14 protein-coding genes are annotated in these 19,459 nt (G+C 38.4%); 3 read left to right on the forward strand and 11 right to left on the reverse strand.

The genetic code is table 11. The features are described from left to right. Positions 1-32 precede the first annotated feature (32 nt). The 11 genes from prmA to JTI58_RS00530 all read right to left on the reverse strand — a co-directional run bounded on the left by prmA (position 33) and on the right by JTI58_RS00530 (position 14,893). Positions 33-974 (reverse strand): 50S ribosomal protein L11 methyltransferase, encoded by a 942-nt coding sequence (gene prmA, locus JTI58_RS00480; RefSeq protein ID WP_205444483.1) that lies wholly within the window; start codon positions 972-974, stop codon positions 33-35. A gap of 21 nt (positions 975-995) precedes the next feature. After that, a complete protein-coding gene (dnaJ, locus tag JTI58_RS00485) occupies positions 996-2,114 on the reverse strand; it encodes a molecular chaperone DnaJ (protein WP_205444485.1) in 1,119 nt (372 codons plus the stop codon). Positions 2,115-2,350: 236 nt separating this feature from the next. Then, positions 2,351-4,192 (reverse strand): molecular chaperone DnaK, encoded by a 1,842-nt coding sequence (dnaK, locus tag JTI58_RS00490; protein ID WP_205444486.1) that lies wholly within the window; start codon positions 4,190-4,192, stop codon positions 2,351-2,353. A 75-nt stretch (positions 4,193-4,267) separates the two neighbouring features. Then, positions 4,268-4,840: a nucleotide exchange factor GrpE gene (gene grpE, locus JTI58_RS00495; protein ID WP_205444487.1), complete on the reverse strand. Its 573-nt coding sequence runs from the start codon at positions 4,838-4,840 to the stop codon at positions 4,268-4,270. Positions 4,841-4,857: 17 nt separating this feature from the next. Further along, the gene (gene hrcA, locus JTI58_RS00500; protein ID WP_205444489.1) at positions 4,858-5,886 is read right to left on the reverse strand and encodes a heat-inducible transcriptional repressor HrcA; all 1,029 of its coding nucleotides are present in this window, start codon (positions 5,884-5,886) and stop codon (positions 4,858-4,860) included. A gap of 89 nt (positions 5,887-5,975) precedes the next feature. Further along, positions 5,976-7,121, reverse strand: coding sequence for a radical SAM family heme chaperone HemW (gene hemW, locus JTI58_RS00505; protein WP_205444490.1), 1,146 nt, complete (start codon positions 7,119-7,121; stop codon positions 5,976-5,978). A 203-nt stretch (positions 7,122-7,324) separates the two neighbouring features. After that, positions 7,325-7,885, reverse strand: coding sequence for a TetR/AcrR family transcriptional regulator (locus tag JTI58_RS00510; RefSeq protein ID WP_205444491.1), 561 nt, complete (start codon positions 7,883-7,885; stop codon positions 7,325-7,327). A gap of 181 nt (positions 7,886-8,066) precedes the next feature. Beyond that, the gene (locus JTI58_RS00515; protein WP_205447006.1) at positions 8,067-11,258 is read right to left on the reverse strand and encodes a bifunctional cytochrome P450/NADPH--P450 reductase; all 3,192 of its coding nucleotides are present in this window, start codon (positions 11,256-11,258) and stop codon (positions 8,067-8,069) included. 225 nt (positions 11,259-11,483) lie between these two features. After that, complete coding sequence (chrA, locus tag JTI58_RS00520; protein ID WP_205444492.1) at positions 11,484-12,680, reverse strand: chromate efflux transporter; 1,197 nt, start codon at positions 12,678-12,680, stop codon at positions 11,484-11,486. Positions 12,681-12,735: 55 nt separating this feature from the next. Beyond that, positions 12,736-13,581, reverse strand: a complete 846-nt coding sequence (locus JTI58_RS00525; RefSeq protein WP_205444494.1) for a DUF4179 domain-containing protein — start codon at positions 13,579-13,581, stop codon at positions 12,736-12,738. A 112-nt stretch (positions 13,582-13,693) separates the two neighbouring features. Then, on the reverse strand, positions 13,694-14,893 hold the full coding sequence (locus tag JTI58_RS00530; RefSeq protein WP_205444495.1) for a DHH family phosphoesterase: 1,200 nt from the start codon (positions 14,891-14,893) through the stop codon (positions 13,694-13,696). Positions 14,894-15,034: 141 nt separating this feature from the next. On the opposite strand from JTI58_RS00530, the gene JTI58_RS00535 reads away from it, so the two are divergent. The 3 genes from JTI58_RS00535 (at position 15,035) to JTI58_RS00545 (ending at position 19,410) form a co-directional block, all read left to right on the forward strand. Next, entirely contained in the window at positions 15,035-15,739 is a 705-nt protein-coding gene (locus JTI58_RS00535) for a polysaccharide deacetylase family protein (RefSeq protein WP_205444497.1), read from the forward strand. Positions 15,740-16,085: 346 nt separating this feature from the next. Next, on the forward strand, positions 16,086-17,729 hold the full coding sequence (locus JTI58_RS00540; RefSeq protein WP_205444499.1) for a pyridoxal phosphate-dependent decarboxylase family protein: 1,644 nt from the start codon (positions 16,086-16,088) through the stop codon (positions 17,727-17,729). Continuing rightward, positions 17,713-19,410 carry a methyl-accepting chemotaxis protein gene (locus JTI58_RS00545; RefSeq protein WP_205444500.1) on the forward strand — a complete coding sequence of 566 codons (1,698 nt, stop codon included), beginning with the start codon at positions 17,713-17,715 and terminating at the stop codon, positions 19,408-19,410. The genes JTI58_RS00540 and JTI58_RS00545 overlap by 17 nt, the downstream gene beginning before the upstream one ends. Positions 19,411-19,459 lie beyond the last annotated feature (49 nt).

The following is a 19,459-nucleotide window of genomic DNA, read 5'->3' on the forward strand; positions in this document are numbered from 1 at the left end:
ACGGCTCACGATTTGGCGCTTCCTTAGTCAAGTTATAGTGGACGACGGGCAATAATGGCTACCCAATCTTCCATTAATAATACTTCTTCGATCACAAAGCCTGAAGCTTCTAGTGCTACTTTAACATCATCACGTTTTGCACCGATGATGCCCGAAGTGACATATAATCCACCTGGTTTTACAATTGTATACGCGTCGTCAGTGAAGGACATGATGATTTCAGCCAAAATATTAGCGACTACTACATCTGCTGGCTCTTTTACTGTATCCAATAAGTTGCCATGGAACACTGCTACCTTATCTTCCACTTTATTCAATTCAACATTTTCTCGTGCTGAACGTACCGCTACCTCATCTAAATCGAGCGCATGCACACTTTTGGCACCAAGTAATGCTGCACCAATAGACAATACGCCTGATCCTGTACCGATATCAACAACCGTATCCCCTTCTTTAATGACTTTTTCAAGTCCTTGTAAACACATCACCGTCGTTGGATGTGTGCCTGTACCAAAGGCCATACCAGGGTCTAATTCAATAATTAGTTCATCTGTTGAAACGGGTTTGTATTCCTCCCATGTTGGTACGATAGTAAAGCGTTCAGAAATCTTAACAGGATGGTAGTATTGCTTCCAGGCAGTTGCCCAATCTTCTTCATTAACTTCCACAATGGATACCACATTTTCACCAATATCAATGTTAAAGTTCGTTAAATTTGTGATAGCTGCTTTTATTTCTTCGACTGTTTCATTTAAAAAACTAGACTCGGATAAATAAGCTTTGACAATTACGCCATCTTTCGGAAAATCATCTTCATTTAGTGCATAAATTTCACCGTATTGATCTTCACGTGGCTTCGCAAACTCTGCAGAATCTTCGATGACAACACCACTTGCACCTGCTTCATGCAAAATATTCGAAATTGCTTCTACCGCATCATTTTTTGTATGAATGGATAATTCTGACCACTTCACGTAGCTCTTCAGCTCCTCTAATTATTCACCTTGGAATTTTTTCTTGATTTTATCGAATAGTGAACTCCCTTGTTCTTCAGGGATATCGCCACTAATTTCTGCAAATTCTCGTAGTAATTGTTTTTGTCTTTCCGTTAATTTTTCTGGTGTCATAACTTTTACTGTTACATACTGATTACCCATACCATAACCATGAACATTTTTTACACCTTTATCTTTTAGGCGGAATTGAGCACCCGACTGTGTTCCAGCTGGAATACGTAATTTTACTTTACCATGAACTGTTGGTACTTCAATTTCATCCCCAAGAGCTGCTTGAGGGAATGTTAATTTCAGCTCAAAGTAAATATCGTCTCCATCTCGTTCGAAATCCTTATGACCTTGAATGCGGAACATAATATATAAATCCCCTGCAGGTCCACCGTTTATACCTGGTTCACCTTGACCAGATACACGAATTTGTTGTCCATCATCCACACCAGCTGGAATCGTCACTTTAATTTTCTTACGTTTTTGGACTTTTCCTTCTCCACGACATGTCGAACATTTTTCTTTAATGATTTTACCTGTCCCATGACATGTTGAACATGTACGACGGTTCATCATACGACCAAATGGTGTATCTACTGCTTGATTGATTTGTCCAGCACCTTTACATGTTGAACATGTTTCAGGCTGCGTGCCTGGCTTTGCTCCTGAACCGTGACATGTTTCACACGTTTCATCTTTTGGGATTTCTATTTCTGTTTCTTTGCCAAAAATAGCTTCCTCAAATTGGATGTTCATACGATATTGCAGATCATCCCCTTTGCGTGGCGCATTTGGATCTTGACGGCGACCCCCACCGCCAAAGAATGAACTGAAAATATCCTCGAAGCCGCCAAAGCCGCTGCCTCCAAAGCCACCACCAAAACCAGCATTCGGGTCTTCATGACCAAATTGGTCGTAGCGTGCTTTTTTCTGGTCGTCACTTAAAACTTCATATGCTTCAGCGATTTCTTTGAATTTTTCATCTGCACCCGGCTCTTTATTAAGGTCAGGGTGATATTGTTTTGATAATTTACGGTATGCTTTTTTAATCTCATCTTTTGTAGCCGATTTTGTTAAACCAAGCACCTCGTAATAATCGCGTTTCTCCATGATTCACACTCCGCTCTGTTTGCATAAAATCTATTGTAACATGCAGTTAAAAAAACTGCCTCATTTTTTCGATTAAACATTCTATATGTTCCATAATAATGAAGATTCTCACTTCCTAGCAGCTAACGTATGCAATTACCCCATAAATGGTGCCATTTACGTGAAGTGACGTCACATCATGACAAAAGCCAAAGCCGCAAGCGGTCTTTGGCTTTTTCACTTAACTGTGTTACTTCTTATTTATCGTCTTTTACTTCTTCGAATTCAGCGTCTACAACACCATCATCTTTTTTACCAGCGCCAGTGTCTGCACCTGCATCGCCACCTTGAGCTGCTTGAGCAGCTGCTGCCGCTTGTTCGTAAACTTTCATCACTAGTGGCTGTAATACGCCTTCTAATTTTTCTTTAGCTGCTTTAATGCCTTCTAGCTCACCAGCTTCAAGTGTTTTTTTCAATTCATCACGAGCATCTTCAACAGATTTTTTCTCGTCTTCTGTAATTTGCTCACCTAGGTCAGCAATTGTTTTGTCCACTTGGAATACTAATTGGTCAGCTTCGTTACGAAGATCTGCTTCTTCTTTACGTTTAGCGTCTGCTTCAGCATTAGATTCTGCGTCTTTTACCATGCGTTCAATTTCTGCCTCTGATAAACCAGAATCAGATTGAATCACAATTGTTTGCTCTTTGTTTGTACCAAGATCTTTTGCTTTTACAGATACGATACCGTTTTTATCAATATCGAATGTTACTTCGATTTGAGGTACACCACGTGGTGCTGGTGGAATATCTGCTAATTGGAAGCGACCTAATGTTTTATTGTCAGCTGCCATTGAACGCTCACCTTGTAGAACATGAATATCTACTGCTGGTTGGTTATCAGCTGCTGTAGAGAATACTTGTGATTTTGAAGTAGGGATTGTCGTATTACGGTCAATTAATTTCGTGAACACGCCACCCATTGTTTCAATACCAAGTGAAAGCGGTGTTACGTCCAGTAATACAACGTCTTTTACATCACCTGTTAATACGCCACCTTGTACTGCAGCACCCATTGCAACAACTTCGTCAGGGTTTACACCACGGTGAGGCTCTTTACTTGTTTCTTTACGTACTGCTTCTTGTACTGCTGGAATACGTGTAGAACCACCAACTAAAATAACTTGGTCAATTTCAGAAGTAGAAAGACCCGCATCAGATAATGCTTGACGTACTGGACCTACTGTACGATTTACTAATGGTAAAGTAATTTCGTCAAATTTCGCACGAGTTAAAGAAATTTCTAAGTGTAATGGACCTGCTTCGCCAGCTGTAATGAATGGTAAAGAGATTTGTGTTGATGTTACACCAGATAAATCCTTTTTCGCTTTTTCAGCTGCATCTTTTAAACGTTGCATCGCCATTTTATCTTTTGATAAGTCAATGCCGTTTTCTTTTTTGAATTCAGCTACTAGATACTCGATAATTGCGTCATCGAAATCATCCCCACCTAGTTTGTTATCACCAGCTGTAGCTAATACTTCAAAGACACCGTCACCTAACTCAAGGATGGACACGTCAAACGTACCGCCACCAAGGTCAAATACTAATACTTTTTGATCTTGATCTTGTTTATCTAAACCATAAGCAAGTGCAGCAGCTGTTGGTTCGTTGATGATACGCTCTACTTCTAGACCTGCGATTTTACCAGCATCTTTTGTCGCTTGACGTTGTGCATCATTAAAGTAAGCAGGAACTGTAATAACTGCTTTTGTCACTTTTTCCCCTAAGTAGTCTTCTGCATAGCCTTTTAAGTATTGAAGAATCATAGCAGATACTTCTTGTGGTGTGTAGTCTTTATCTTCTACTGTTACTTTTTCAGCTGTACCCATTTTTGATTTAATAGAAATGATTGTGTTAGGATTTGTTACTGATTGACGTTTCGCTACTTCACCAACTTGGCGTTCTCCATTTTTAAATGCAACAACAGATGGTGTCGTACGGTTTCCTTCTGGATTTGGGATTACTTTTGGTTCTCCACCTTCAAGTACAGAAACGCAAGAGTTTGTTGTTCCTAAGTCAATACCAATAATTTTGCTCATTAAAATTTCCTCCTATTATGTCAACGCAAGGGATGCGTTTTCTAACTAATTTTAATTGACTAAATAGCGCAAAGACTATTCGTTCACAGATACCATTGTTGGGCGTAATACACGATCCTTTAGGATATACCCTTTTTGTAGCTCGCGTAAGACAACACCCGTCTCTTTTTCACTATCCTGTTCTTGCATAACAGCTTGGTGAATCGTTGGATCAAATTGCTCACCTTCAGCTTTAATCACTTGCAAACCTTCTTTTTCTGTCGCTTCAATTAAAGAGCGATATACCATTTCAATTCCTTTAATGATCGATACTGTCTCTTCAGAAGTTGTCTCAACTTGGAGCGCACGTTCAAAATTATCAAGGACTGGTAATAGATCAGTTAGTAAGCTTTGCGCGCGATACTTTTCAGCAGCCTCGCGATCTAACTGATTACGACGACGCATATTATCGAAGTCAGCACGTAAGCGTAGGTGACGATTTTCCTCGTCAGCCAGCTTTGCTTGTAGTTCAGCCAGCTTAGCCTCATACTGTTCTTCAATTGATAATTCTACTTCTTCCTGAACGTCTGTTTGCTCTACTGCCTCTGTTGTCGTTTCAGCTTGTACATCTTCTTGTACTAAACCTTTGTTTTCCGTTGTTTCCGTCACTTGAATCCTCCTCATTATCATTCACTACGATTCTTCGTAAACGCCTGTGTTAAATCCAAGCGCATTACGTCTAATAAAGCCACGACACGCTTATAGTCCATACGTGTTGGGCCGATAATAGCAATGGCTCCCTGTTGATCATCACCAATGGAATAGGTAGTGGTAATGACACTGCAATTTTCCATTTCTAGTTGTTTGTTTTCTGAGCCTATCCGAATATGAATACCTGATTCGTTCGGATGGAAAAGTGACTGCACTTGGCTAGTCGTCTCCATTAAGTCCAAAATCATGCGGACTTTATTTAAGTCATGGAATTCTGGTTGGTTGAACATATTCGTTTTCCCACCATAGAAAATTTTACTTTCCGAATTATGCATTGTTGCTGATACAAGTGCGCGAATAAAATCATCCGCTGATCGAACTTGTTGCTGTAACACGGCTAGCACTTCAGCTTCAAGGCTTTTATGGAGATCTTCTAATGACACACCCATGAGGCGGTCATTTAAGATATTCACCATTTTCTCTAAATCAGAAGCGGTAAAATCAGGCGGTAAATTAAACATGCGATTTTCTACATGCCCATTATTCGTCACGATAATTGCTACTGCTGTGTCGCTAGAAAGAGGTACAATCGAAAATCGTTTAACACGATGCCTTTGGACATCAGGTCCTAAAAGTATGGAAGTATACGATGTCAGCTCTGATAGAATGTTGGCTGACTTTCGGATAATATGCTCTACTTCTACTAGTCGATCATTAAAAATTGATTGAATTTGTTGGATGTCCTTGGAATTAATACCTTGAGGACTCAACAAATGATCTACATAAAATCTGTAACCCTTTTCCGAAGGCACTCGACCAGAGGAGGTATGCGTTTTTTCTAAAAAGCCTAATTCCTCTAAATCCGCCATTTCGTTTCGAATAGTGGCTGGACTAAATGTAATCCCTTGTTTTTTGGAGATTTGGCGAGAACCTACCGGCTGCGCAGACACAATAAAGTCGTCTACAATGACTTGCAATATCTGTAACTGCCGATTTGTTAGCATGATTATCACCTCTGTTAGCACTCGACTAAGAGGAGTGCTAATACTATTATTAAGTTATCAAATCCCACATTTTATGTCAACGATATCGCTCAATCTTCTAGCAAAAATTGTTGAAATACTTCATTGCCCACAAAACGTCCTTTTCTAGTCAAGCGCACACCCGCCTCATCTTGTTCTAAAAGACCTGTTGACACTAATTCTTTTATTACAGCATCATAATGGGCAGACATTGGTGCTTTAAATTTCTCTTCATATATAGTGTGCATAACACCCTCTGTTTTTCGTAGCCCTAAAAACATTTGTTCTTCTCTCTTCTCCGCTTGTGATACTTCATGTGCATGGACAATAGGTAACTCACTCGCAAAAACAGCTTCCATATATTTTTTTAATGGACCATGATTGGAATAGCGTATACCTGCTAGATACCCATGGGCCCCTGCACCAAACCCAGCATACTCATCATTATCCCAATAAATCTTGTTATGCTCTGAATGAAACCCAGGCTTTGCAAAATTGCTAATTTCGTATTGTTGAAGCCCATGTGTGGCCATTTGCTGCATCAGCACCTCATACATATCTGCTTCTAGATCTTCTGTCGGTAAATACAGTTTCCCTTTTGCGTATTGATTATAAAAAATCGTTTTGGGCTCTACAATAAGAGAATAAGCAGAGAAATGTGGCAAATCAAGAGCAAAAGCTTTGTCTAATGAATCCTTCCATTGAGCCATTGTTTGTCCAGGCAAACCATACATTAAATCAATGCTAATATTTTGGAAGCCAATTTTTCTAGCCAAAGCGATTGTTTCATAGACATGTTCATTACTATGAGTGCGTCCAATCTTCTGTAGCAGCCCTTGGTCAAAGGATTGAACACCCATGCTTAAACGATTGACGCCCCCCTCAAACAGCACCTGCAATTTGGCCGCGGACAATTCATCTGGATTTGCCTCTGATGTAAATTCTGTCACACTATTCATTGGAATATACGTTTGTATATACGTTAGTAGCTTGTCCAATTGCTCAGGTGATAAAGCAGTCGGTGTCCCGCCACCAAGAAAAATTGTCTCGATGTTACGGAAATTTTCAGGATATTTTTCTGTTGCCAGAGCCATTTCTTTTCCAAGCGCTTCTATATATTCATCCACTGGTTGATTTTTAAAATAAAATTTATTGAAATCACAATAATTACAAATTTGATGACAGAAAGGAATATGAATGTAAACACCTCGTGCCATAGCAATCCCTTCTTTCGCGTTAAGTCTTTTCCATTTCTACATTATAACGAATCAATAGAAGGAACGCTATGAAACCATTCAAGTGAGCTTACACATTTTTTTCCCACTTGTTTTTCTACAAACAACAAACTAGTATGCCAAAGAAATTTCTCTAGCCTACTAGTTAACAAGTGTTTTTTATAAAGATATTATCGAAATATATCTTATGCTTTTATCCCATTGAATAACGTCTCTATAATGAGCGTTGCTGCCGATTTTTTTGCAATAGTTCCTTCTTGAACTTGCTGCCACGTTGTAAACAGTAAAGAATAAAGTACATTTAGCATCCATTCACCATCCATATCCTGTCGCAAATAGCCTTTAGACTGCAATGATTTTATTGTGCGTCGAACAGGCTCTTTCAACTGATCCTCAGCCGCCAATAATTCTGCATTATAATTTAAAGAGCATTCATGCGCCAAAAAATAGATTTTATCTCCTAAAGGAATCAAAGCTTCAACAAGTTCAGGAATATATGCTTCATCCGTTTCTTCCGCAGCTATTTCACTCATTGTTTCGCCTACAACCTGGACAGCCCTAAAACTGAGTTGAAGCATTAATTGCTCTCTATTGTCAATATAACGGTGTAGAGTGGCAATACCTACACCAGCATAACTAGCAATATCATTTAAAGAGGCAGTTGGATTTTCCACAAGGAGTTCTGTCGCTGCATCTAAAATAGCGTTAAGTCTTGCTTCTTTGGTTGCTGATCTAGAATTCTTCATCAACTATCACTTCTTTCTAATCCTAAAATGAACTAGATAGTTTTTACTATCATTTGCTACAATTGTAGTCTACAGAGGGTACGATTTCAACTTTCCATAAATTTTCATTAGAGATAGAAATAAGCTACTCTTTCTTAGAATTTGCCTATTAAAAGAGTAGCTATTGATGTATTAAACTATTTTATTGTTCATTTTGGACCCATACATCCTTCACATATCTTCCTTTTTGTTGAAGTTGATTGATCCATACCTTTGCATCTTCTTCCCTTACCCCTTTTACTCTAATGTAGGCAAACAGTAACGCACTTTCAACATCTGGCGCCATTTTACTACCATCTCCACAAAGGAAAATTTGTCCTTCACCTTCCATCATTTGAATAATAGTAGCGGAATGTTGGGTCATTAAATGCTGGACATACGTTTTGGGTGTCCCTTCTTTACGTGAAAAAGCAGTATGGAGCGTTACAATCCCTTCTTTTTCATATTGTTCAAGCTCCTTGCGATAGATAAAATCAGTATTATCTCTACAACCAGAATATAGATGTGCCTCACCCAATACTACTCCTTGTTGTTTCAGTACCGAGCGGGCTTGTAAAAATCCTCTAAACGGAGCGATCCCAGTCCCTGGTCCCACCATTATTAACGGGGTAATAGGATCTTCGGGAAGATGAAAACCAGAATCATTGGCACGGATAAACATGACAATTTCATCGCCAGTATGACTTTGAGCTAAATAATTTGAGGCCACCCCACGATACTCTCCTTGCCCACTCCAGGCAGGTTCATGTAAAACACCAACAGTGATACTCAGCTGTTCAGAATTCACTTGGGGTGAACTGGATATAGAATAATATCTAGGTTTTAAGGCTGGAAGTAATGCTAAAAATCTTTCGAATGGGAAAGCACAAGCTTGATACTTTTCAAGTAAATCTAGCATGGAAATCCGTTTCTTTAATATCTCATTCTTATACACTTCTTCCTCTAATAAAGCCTCTAGTTCACGTTTATGTGGAGGACATTCTGTAAATGCTGCCAGTTGGCGGATTTGCAGTCGGGTTGCAGGGTTCTGAATGTCAACACTGTGCGAAAGTACCTCATACAATCTTACTGGGTGACCTAATGGAAGATGAGTGTGTTCACTTATAGCAGTGATGATCACTTGATCATTGTCATTGAGTCCAAAACGCCGTAGCACACGCTGCACTTTGGCTCTACTATTCCTGGGTAATACGCCCAAATGATCACCCTCTTGATATGTTATACCTTTAGGTAAAGCTATCTCGATATGGCGTGTACTACGTCTACTTTCCATACTTTGCAGTTCTTCATTTTTTACTACAGTTGCCAATGCAGCACCGTGCATGAAAGCTAAAGAAGTTGTCACTTCATCGCGAATTATTTGAATTGAAATATTCTCTTGTTTTGGAAGCACATTTTCATGAATTGTTAAGGAGTAAATCATTTTTAGATCCAACCATAATTGAGCCCGCCAATCTTCCCACGTCTTCTCAAAATCTCCACTTGCATCAGCCTCACCACGTTTGGAAATTCTTGTGGCTCCTTTTAAAGAGAACTGTTCATCAAGGAGTCTTGGAATTTTTTGATACGTCGTATTCCAATTTCGATCCCCATAACCAAAAACTGCAAAGTTAATGCCTTGAAGAGCCGTTGAATCAAGTTGATCTAACCATGCGAGAAACTTACGTGCATTTCTTGGAGGCTGCCCATTATAAGAAGAACTAATAATTAATACCGCTCCTTCTTTCGGTAAATTACCACAATAATCATCAAGGGCAGCTACTTCTCCTTGAATACCATACAAACTAGCTTCATCTGCTAATTGTTGTGCAGCACCCTTTGCTGTTCCTAAATCGGAGCCATACAACACTAATAATGGATACTTAGATTTTATTTCTGGATTGATCCCTAAATAATTCGACTTCTTTTCTTTGTAAGAAACAGTATGATCGTAATTTTGCTGTTGGCCACTAGATAGCTTTATTTGGCGGTGACGTGGTTTCACTTGTATTTTAAAATCATCTGGTTTTATCGTTAATGTTTGCTGTATTTTTAATTGATAATTAGTAAAATCGATTAGGTCGAAATGTTGAAGGATCATGCCTAAGACTAATGTGGCTTCGTGTAAAGCAAATTGCATTCCAATGCATGCACGCTGACCATTACCAAATGGTTTAAAGGCATGTAACGGTACTTTGCTCGAATCTTCAAAACGTTCAGGTCGAAATAAATTTGCATCTTCTCCCCAAGCATCTTTATCTCGATGGAGCTGCGGTAAAAGAATGTCTACATTTTCCCCTTTTCTGATTGGATACTGTCCGCCAATTACTGTGTCTTCTTTAGCATAGAGTGTAAACCCTGGAGCAGTTGGCCATAAACGCAATGACTCATTTAAAATCATACGAATATAAGTTAACTTTAATACTTCCTCATATTTCGGCACATCACCCGTAATGACCTGATCCACTTCTTCATAGGCCCTTTTTAATACGTCTGGATGCTTCAACAAAAAATAAAGCGCAAAGGATAGTAGGCCACTTGTCGTTTCGTGACCAGCTATGAGGAAGGTAATGATCTGATAACGAATATTTTCATCATCCAGCGTCTCCCCTGTTTCAGGATCTCGTTGATGCAGCATGCGGGCAAGTAAATCGACCTCATCTTGCTTTCCACTTGCTTTACGTTCTTTAATAATGGCATCTACTAATGAAAACATTGTTTGAATATCTTCTTGAAACTGCCGTCTTTTTCCAATCATTAAAAACTCTTGGATTTTTAAGCGCGAGCTTTTCATCATCGCTTCATTTAATGCACGAACCATACTCATAATAAAAGGACTAAGTGTTTCTTTATAAAAGCTATTAAAACGATAATTAAATCCGCTTAGCCCTATGGTGTCTAACGTAAGGCGTGTCATATCATCTGGAACATCGATCTCTTCTTGAGGATTTAATCTGGCCCATTTTTGTATAAGCTGCGTAGCAATATCGGTCATCATATCATGATAGCCTTTCATCGCTTGCTTACTAAAAGTCGGAAGCAATATATTGTGCGCCTTCCGCCAGTTCGGTTCAGTCGTTCTACTAGTAAATAAGCCGTCACCACCGAAAGCACGGACATTTTCAAGCTCATTATAAATTTGTTTATCAAAACGCGTGACATCACAAACTTCAGCTACTAATTCGTGTCCTGAAATCACTAAACCTGAATAACCCGGTATCTCTAAACGGTAAATAGGTCCATACGTTTCAGCTAACTTACAAAGTGAGAGTGTAGGTTGTTCTTTATCAATTAAAGGTAAATTTCCGAGTGGACCAAACATTTTTGGGCGTGGAACATATCCTGTGATTATCATCATAAACCCCTTCTTTCCCCATTTATCAGATTGATAGATTTCACTATCAATTGATAAAATATTATATCATCCACTTAATGTATTCAACATTTTATGGAATATGAAAAGGATAAAATGGATTTTTTTATGAACAAAATGTGAATAGAGTTGAAAAAGAGAAAGACAAAAAAACCCGATTTTCCCCAAATAGTTAAGGGTAAAATCGAGCACTTGAAATAAGGTAATTCATGTATAACAAATGATTCCTACTACTATACCTAAAAGCACCAATAAGTAAGGCTGTATTTCCCATCGAATTAAACACCATAAAAAGACAGCGACTATGAAAATATCTAACGTGCTGAGGATGGTTTGTGTCACAATGGGATGAATAAAAGCTGCAGCTAGTATACCAACGACCGCCGCATTGGCGCCTGCCATCGCACCTCTAAGTCGAGCAATACGACTTAGGCTAATCCAAAATGGTAGCGCCCCGATCACTAGCAAAAATGCTGGTAGAAATATCGCGAAAGTAGCAATAATCGCCCCTGGGACGCCAGCAATGACCATACCGATATACGCAGCAAATGTAAATAAAGGTCCCGGAACTGCCTGTGTCATACCGTAGCCAGCTAGAAAATCGGAGGTACTTATTTGACCACTCTGAACAAATTGTGTTTCTAGTAAAGGTAAAACAACGTGACCGCCACCAAATACTAAGGCACCTGCAAGATAAAACTTCTCCATCATGGCGATCCATTCATGTTGCCATAAAGCGCTTATTATAGGTAAACCTAGGAGTAACATGAAAAAAAGCGCTAGTAAAACAATGCCGGTGGTTTTTGAAATAGGTATATAAACCAATGTTGACGTATTACCCTCGTCGTCATTTTTTAGCAGTTGAAAACCTAAAAACGCAGCTATCAATATTGCTGCGATTTGTGCAAATGGATGTATCCATGTTAACACTGTTATCAATGTCAATAAAGCAATCGACCAATGCCATTTTGTCGAGAGTATTTTTTTGCTCATATCAAAAATAGCATGGGCAACAATCGCCACTGCTACTAACTTCAAACCATGAATCCAATCCATCTTAAGCTCTGTATATATGGAGAAATAGGCAAAAAGGATAAGTATCAACACAGAGGGTAAAGTAAAACCAAGAAATGATAGAAAGCTTCCTAATACTCCGCCTCTAAGTAAACCAACCCCCATCCCCACCTGACTGGATGCAGGACCAGGCAAAAATTGACTTAACATAACGAGTTGACCATAATCATGTGTGGAAAGCCATTTGCGCTTCTGTACATATTCCTGTTGAAAATAACCGAGATGAGCTGTTGGCCCCCCGAACGAGGTGCAGCCCAATTTTAAAGCAACGAAAAAAATCTCCCATAGCGTTCGCAAACTCTCCACTACTTTCCATATCTTTTCTTTCATCTTACACGGAAAGGAGATTTTTTCAGATTAAGAGTTTGTAAAATTTACTTACCCATTAATCTTTCTTTATTTTTATCGCCGAACCCACTTTCTTGCCCTCTTTATTGATTGGAATTAATGTATAATTTCTTTCTGTTAGATACAGTGCATCTACACGGCTCCCCCACCTTGTACCCTCTTTATTTAATGGATAGGGTGTTGCAAAGGTCCATGATTGTCCTGCTTTTGATTGGATTTTAAAGTGTAATGCCTCATTGACAACACTTTGTTCAGCATGAAAATAAATGGTTGTCGAAATGGGTGTGGAGACTATTTTGTCAATCGTTATTTCCTGCTGATCGACATGCTTCACTTTTTTATCAATGGAAAAGATTTCACGATCCTCTTGTAATTGCTCTTGAGAAGCATCTACCTGAAATTCCCACGGCTTATCAATTGGTGTTTCCACATTCCAATCTTTATAACGAATAACTAATTCTAAATGCTCATCTGTCGGAAAATCATCCATTTTAATGCTATTGTATATCGTATAGACGTTGGCAGACTTTGCAATGGACTGGCCTCCATTACGAACCATATAATCTTGACCATTGACGAGTATTTGTGGAAAGAAAAATACTTGATAATCTGGCGAAAATTCTTTTACAGGTTCGTATGTTGCATTCAGTAAAATTTGATTGTCATCTATTATCACTTCATTTAATGTTAACCGCCCTAAGCTATTGTTAGCTGTTTCCCCTACCACTGTTTTATAGGCTTCAAAATCCACATCCTGATCCCACCATAAATACAGTACCAATCCACTAGCAACCATTAATAAAAGGATCACAACAATAAGCCATTTCTTACTTCTCCGATTTTCCTTATCCAAATCCACAACTCGAAGTATATCATTGGACAACAGTACACCTCATTTTTATAAAAATCGTTATGATTCATTGTAGTGCTCAATAAAGCATTATATAACCTTGATTACAAGCTAGGCCGAAGATTCATTATGTATAAAAGGAATATTACATCCCTTTATGTAGATGACGAACTTTATTGACTTCCTGCATTAAATGGTCCACAAAGAGATCATCCCTTACTAGCCACGCTTGATTGTTTCGTTTTAAATACCACTCCGCTTCATTATAGCTTGCAAAGGTTTGTGGCAGTGGCGTGTTATTTTTTTCAATTATCCAGTCAACCTCATCGTTTGAATAGAGCCTAAACATTTCATCTTGCTGATTTTTATAGTAAGTTCCAAATGTAGATCCCTTTACGTTATAACGATTTCTTTTTGCATCCTCTGGAATAGGCTCTATATGGAATGTGTCCACCACAAACTGCTTGTAAGCTTCCACCGTTAATGAGCAGCCAGCAGCCTTTTGATGCCCACCTCCGCCATATGTGGCAGCAATAGCTGACACATCGATATGATCATGGACTGTTCGAAAGGATATTTTTTTACTGCCCATATTGATCATCGCAATATAATCAAGATGCGTATTTTCCTTTCCCAATTCATTGCCAAGCTCAGAAAGATAGGATTCTGCATAGACAACCCCAGCATAGAAATCGCCCAAATTGGTTTGAATAAGTTCACGTTTCTTACGCCGAATGTAACGCTCTGTTTTTTCTTCTTCCATGCTTAAAATTTTCTTTTCAAATTCATCAAAGTCAAAATGATCACTTATTTTTAAACGTTCAAGCATTTTCTCTTCAAACTCTTCAATAGACACTAGAAAAAACAGTGCATTTAATCTTTGCGCTTGAAAATTCCCGTTCTTTTCCCATTCCCATGTATCGTATTGTCTTACTAACTCTACAAATTCTGAAATGGCTTCTGTTTTTTCTAATAGTCCATGGGTCACCAGGTATTGATAAAATAAAGATGTAGCTGACGTTAAAAAGCCTTGCTCATCCTCAACTACTACCTTTCCCCATTCATATTGATTTAAATGGAGTGCTGTCTTATGATGATCCAGCAATTGCACATTACCAGTCGCCTGATAATAATCATGAATCCTTTTTTCATTCGCTTCATTTGGAGAAAGATCTGTAATAAACAAAAATGTTTTCTGTTGGTCGTTCTCCAAAAAGAATTCGATTTCGCGATCAAGTGCTGTAATGGAGTTGTAGCGTATCTTTACCTTATCGTTAAAAGCAAGCTTGGCTAAAATTCCACACCCTACTCCGTCTAAATCATTATGTGTTAATAATTTATACATGTTTTCACCTCCACTGTAGTATGGTTATTTTTTTGGTGTTCAAACAGCTAATGACGATCAAGAAGTAACAACATTGATATTGTATTCGAGATAACATACATTAAAACCATATATCCTTTATGGTGAGAGAGGAGACAGTGAATGAAAAGGAAACTAGCTTATATCAGCATCGGACTTATCTTAATCTTTACTTTAGCATTTTCAGCCTATAAATTAATGAATGCTCGTGACTTTCAATTGTTTGGTCCTATTACGTCTCGGGTGGATACTCAGGAAAAGGTCGTTGCATTGACATTTGATGACGGACCAACTGACAATACTGGCGCTATTTTATCGTTACTAGACGACTACCAAGTAAAAGCCACTTTTTTTCTAATTGGACAGGACATTGAGCAACATCCAGAAGAAGCTAAAAAAATAGTGGAGGCAGGACATCAACTAGGTAATCATACGTATTCGCATAAACGTATGGTCTTAAAAAGCCCTTCCTTTATTAAAAATGAAATAGAAAAAACGGATGCCCTTATTGCCAATACCGGCTATCAAGAAACACCCGTTGTAAGACCACCATATGGTAAAAAGTTGATTGGCTTTCCCTATTACTTAAATAAACATCAACGCGAGACCATTACATGGAACCTAGAGCCTGATACCTTCTTTACAAAGGCAGCGGATAAAATAAATTATGTAAAAGAAACTATTCAACCAGGCTCCATCATTTTAATGCACCCTATGTATGATCAAACTGACAATGAACTACAGGCAATAGAAGGAATTCTTCAATCCCTTACAGATGAGGGCTATACATTCGTCACGGTAGATGAGCTTCTCAACTATTCCGAATGATACACGCCGCTAAGAATCTGCACCTCCTTTTGTGCAGATTCTTACTATATAAAAAGCAGCAGTTCTTCCCACTTTTTATATAGTCTTATCATTATAATTTGTATAACTTTCTCACTCTCTTCAAATTTTGCTTTCCACATCGCATAAAGCCTACTACTCCATAATTAAAACAATACAGTTATATAATGTCATTAGATGTTTAATTTTTCAGAAATGTCTATAAATATTTTTTCAGTAAAATATAATCACCATCTCTGCTAAAATATGCTATTATACCTTTAGTATAATGTCCTATTTTTATTTAGGTAAAAATAGAGGAAATATGAACTATAAAAGGATGATGAATATGCAAAATATCCAACAATTATTCCAGAGCGAAGATGGAAATATCCAACAAAGAGAGAATTTTTTATCCCTATTAGAGAAAATTGTTTCCTCATTAGATGAATTAAAGAATCCAAATAAGACAACTCTTGGCCCAATAAAAGAACGATCTGCTAATTTTTATCAAGAGCTTATACAAGAACATCAAGTGCCAACAACTGGTATTGGGCTAGAACAAGTTGTAAAAGAATTGACACATTTAATGCAAGGACATCCTTATCATACACGTAACTTTGTTACCAATGTTTTACCAATGGCAAGTATTCCTGGTGTGTTAGGCCAGTTTACGAATGCGCTATTGAATGGCAATAATTTATGGGATGTTTATGGTCCTGCTGCCGCTGAGTGTGAGGTTAAAGTAGTAGCCATGATGTCTAAATTAGTAGGCTATGATTATACAAAAAGCTTTGGCTATACAACATGGGGTGGACAAGGTGCCGTTTTCAGTGGACTTCGTCTTGCCATTGCAAAACAATTCCCTCAAGCAAAAGAAGATGGTGTTCCTAATAATTTATATTGCTTTGCTTCAGAGAATGCCCATTACAGTCTTTTAAAATCGGTAGAAGCAGTAGGGATTGGTAGTAAACACTTAGTGCGTGTAAAAGCAGGCAAAGATCACTCGATGGATGTGGAAGACTTACGTGCACGTATGACAGAAGTCATCGAAAATGGCGGCATTCCCGTCTATGTAGTAGCGACAACAGGTGCAACTGATCAATTTGGTATTGATGATGTACAAGCCATCAAAGAAGTCACAACAACGCTTGAAAAGAAATACAACTTACAACCAGTACATATTCATGCTGATTCGGCTTTAGGTGGTTTTTATGCCTTCTTCAATGATTATGATTTTAATAAAAATCCACTCCAATTCGAGGTGGAGGTTTTACAAGGTTTAGTACAAATCCATGAACGTATGCAACATCTAGCCATTGCAGATAGCCTGTGCTTTGACTTCCAAAAGCTTGGACAAACACCTTATTTAACTAGCCTATTCTTAATTAAGGAAGGTAAAAGTTTACAGCTACTGGATATTGAAGACTTTGATACGCCATATGTCGGCAATCGTGGTTATGGCTCTTATCATACTGGTTATACATTAGAATGCTCTCGTATGGGTAGCTCCATCGCTATTTTTGCTGCATTGCAGGCGTTTGGTAAAGAAGGCTATCAACAACTATTAGCTAATTATGTACGGGTGAATTTAGCATTCCGTGCACAATTAACTGAGAAAACCCCTATGCTACAGGTAGTTAATGAAGCCAATATTGGGCCAGTCACAGCGTTTCGTTTATATCCAGACGGCATGAATTGGCAAGCTGAACAGGCTGGTCATTATACACAAGACCAAATTGAACACATAAACGGCATGAACGCTTCATTTTTTGAAATTATCGGAGAAGGTCGAGACGAAGTATTCTATGGTGACACAACGCGTGTCTGCACGGTTAGCACGAGTGATACAACACAACAGGTTCCGGTTGCAGCGGCAAAATTCTTCTCCATTTCACCTTATACGGAGACAGACCATATCCCTAATATGATTCATTTCTTACAGCAAAAGCTTAAAGTACTGGAGGCGTCACACATTGCGTATCGTCACTAAATTTAAGAGTTCTTTACTCTATAAATATATTGCTAGTTTCACTATTCCAATAGCGATTATTTCCTTGCTCTTTAGTGTTGTGTTATTTGCAGTTTCTTACCGCATTATTGACAATTTTGTTATTAAACAATTCGAATCTACTTTAGAGATTACATCGAATACGATTTTTGAAGATATTGAGAAAAATGATGTAAAAGCAGCGGATAACGGTAGCCCTGACAAATATAAAAAACTTTTAGATCAATTGAATGCTACGGTTAAAAAATATGATGTCGAAAACGCCTATGTCCTTTCTAAAGCAAATGGTAAAGAGCATATCATCGCTCTAAGTAATACCGACAATCATCAGCAAGATTATGTATTTAGTAAAGAAATGCATGAAGCCGTAGCCACTGGCACCACTCAAACGAGTGATATTTACAAGGATGAATACGGTATCCATAAGTCCATTTTTATCCCTTTTAAAGATACGGATATTATTTTCGGTTTAGATATGGATGCTTCCTTCATTTCTAAGCTACAAACGGAAACACTTTGGATTTGTATTATTTTAACGATTGTCTTTGTGATTTTTGGTATAATCGTTGCTTACTTTATTAGTGTGGGCATTACGAAGCCAATCAAAAAAATGACGCGCTATGTTGGTCAAGTTGCACAGGGTGATTTAGCTGTCGAACCACTTCAAATAAAAGGTTCCAATGAAATTGCCCAGCTTTCATCAGGCATTGAAAATATGACGGAAGATTTGCGTTCATTAATTAAACAAATCGCCCAAAACGCTGAACAAGTAGCCGCAATGTCGGAGGAATTAACAGCAAGCTCCGAACAAACAAGTGCATCCATTCAGCAAATTACCTCTTCTATGCAAGAGGTGGCAGCGGGTTCTGAGAAGCAAACCTCTTCGATTGAGGAAGTGGAAAATCATATTACAACCATTTCAAGCAAAATGTCAGAGGTTGTGACAAGTGTAACTGATGTTACAGATAAGGCATTCCAAGCATCTGCTATATCAGAAAAAGGCAATACAACGATCCAAGATGCAACTGAAAAAATGGCCGTGACATCCCAAGCCATCCAAGAATCAGCAACTGTCGTAGAACGATTAAGCACGTACACAAATGAAATTGGTGATATTGTGACATTGATTACGCAAATTACGGATCAAACCAATTTACTTGCTTTAAATGCTTCGATTGAGGCAGCGCGTGCAGGCGAACACGGTAAAGGCTTTGCAGTTGTAGCGGAGGAAGTGCGTAAGTTAGCTGATCAATCATTAGAGGCAACAAACAGTATTCGTACTCGAATTGAAACGATTAAAGAAGAATCTGCACAAGCCGTCAAATCTATGGCTATCAGTAGCAGTAATCTTGCCGAAAGCTCAACAACTTTCAATGCATCTGGAGAGGCATTTGCTGATATCTATTCCCAAGTCACTGCACTGACGAGAGAAATGGACCATGTCAAAAACGTGATGTCCAATATCAATGAAGGTGTTAGCAGTATCGCTAGTTCTGTTGAACAAGTTGGCGTTGTAGCTGTACAAGCTTCGGGCAATATTCAAAACGTAGCAGCTGCCTCTGAGGAACAATCCGCAAGTATCGAAGAAATAACTGCTTCTTCTAATAACTTAGCTGAAATGGCTCAACAACTCCACAATATCATTCAAAAATTCAAGTTATAAAATGAACAAATCCGCAATGCCATAATCGGGCATTGCGGATTTCTTTGTG

Source organism: Lysinibacillus fusiformis (assembly GCF_016925635.1).
Taxonomy (GTDB): Bacteria; Bacillota; Bacilli; order Bacillales_A; family Planococcaceae; genus Lysinibacillus; species Lysinibacillus fusiformis_F.

Coding starts and splice junctions, on each gene's coding strand:
- chrA (WP_205444492.1), bottom strand. CDS start 12,680: ATGAAAGAAAAGATATGGAAAGTAGTGGAGAGTTTGCGAACGCTATGG.
- dnaK (WP_205444486.1), bottom strand. CDS start 4,192: ATGAGCAAAATTATTGGTATTGACTTAGGAACAACAAACTCTTGCGTT.
- JTI58_RS00510 (WP_205444491.1), bottom strand. CDS start 7,885: ATGAAGAATTCTAGATCAGCAACCAAAGAAGCAAGACTTAACGCTATT.
- hemW (WP_205444490.1), bottom strand. CDS start 7,121: ATGGCACGAGGTGTTTACATTCATATTCCTTTCTGTCATCAAATTTGT.
- JTI58_RS00515 (WP_205447006.1), bottom strand. CDS start 11,258: ATGATAATCACAGGATATGTTCCACGCCCAAAAATGTTTGGTCCACTC.
- JTI58_RS00535 (WP_205444497.1), top strand. CDS start 15,035: ATGAAAAGGAAACTAGCTTATATCAGCATCGGACTTATCTTAATCTTT.
- hrcA (WP_205444489.1), bottom strand. CDS start 5,886: ATGCTAACAAATCGGCAGTTACAGATATTGCAAGTCATTGTAGACGAC.
- JTI58_RS00530 (WP_205444495.1), bottom strand. CDS start 14,893: ATGTATAAATTATTAACACATAATGATTTAGACGGAGTAGGGTGTGGA.
- dnaJ (WP_205444485.1), bottom strand. CDS start 2,114: ATGGAGAAACGCGATTATTACGAGGTGCTTGGTTTAACAAAATCGGCT.
- JTI58_RS00540 (WP_205444499.1), top strand. CDS start 16,086: ATGCAAAATATCCAACAATTATTCCAGAGCGAAGATGGAAATATCCAA.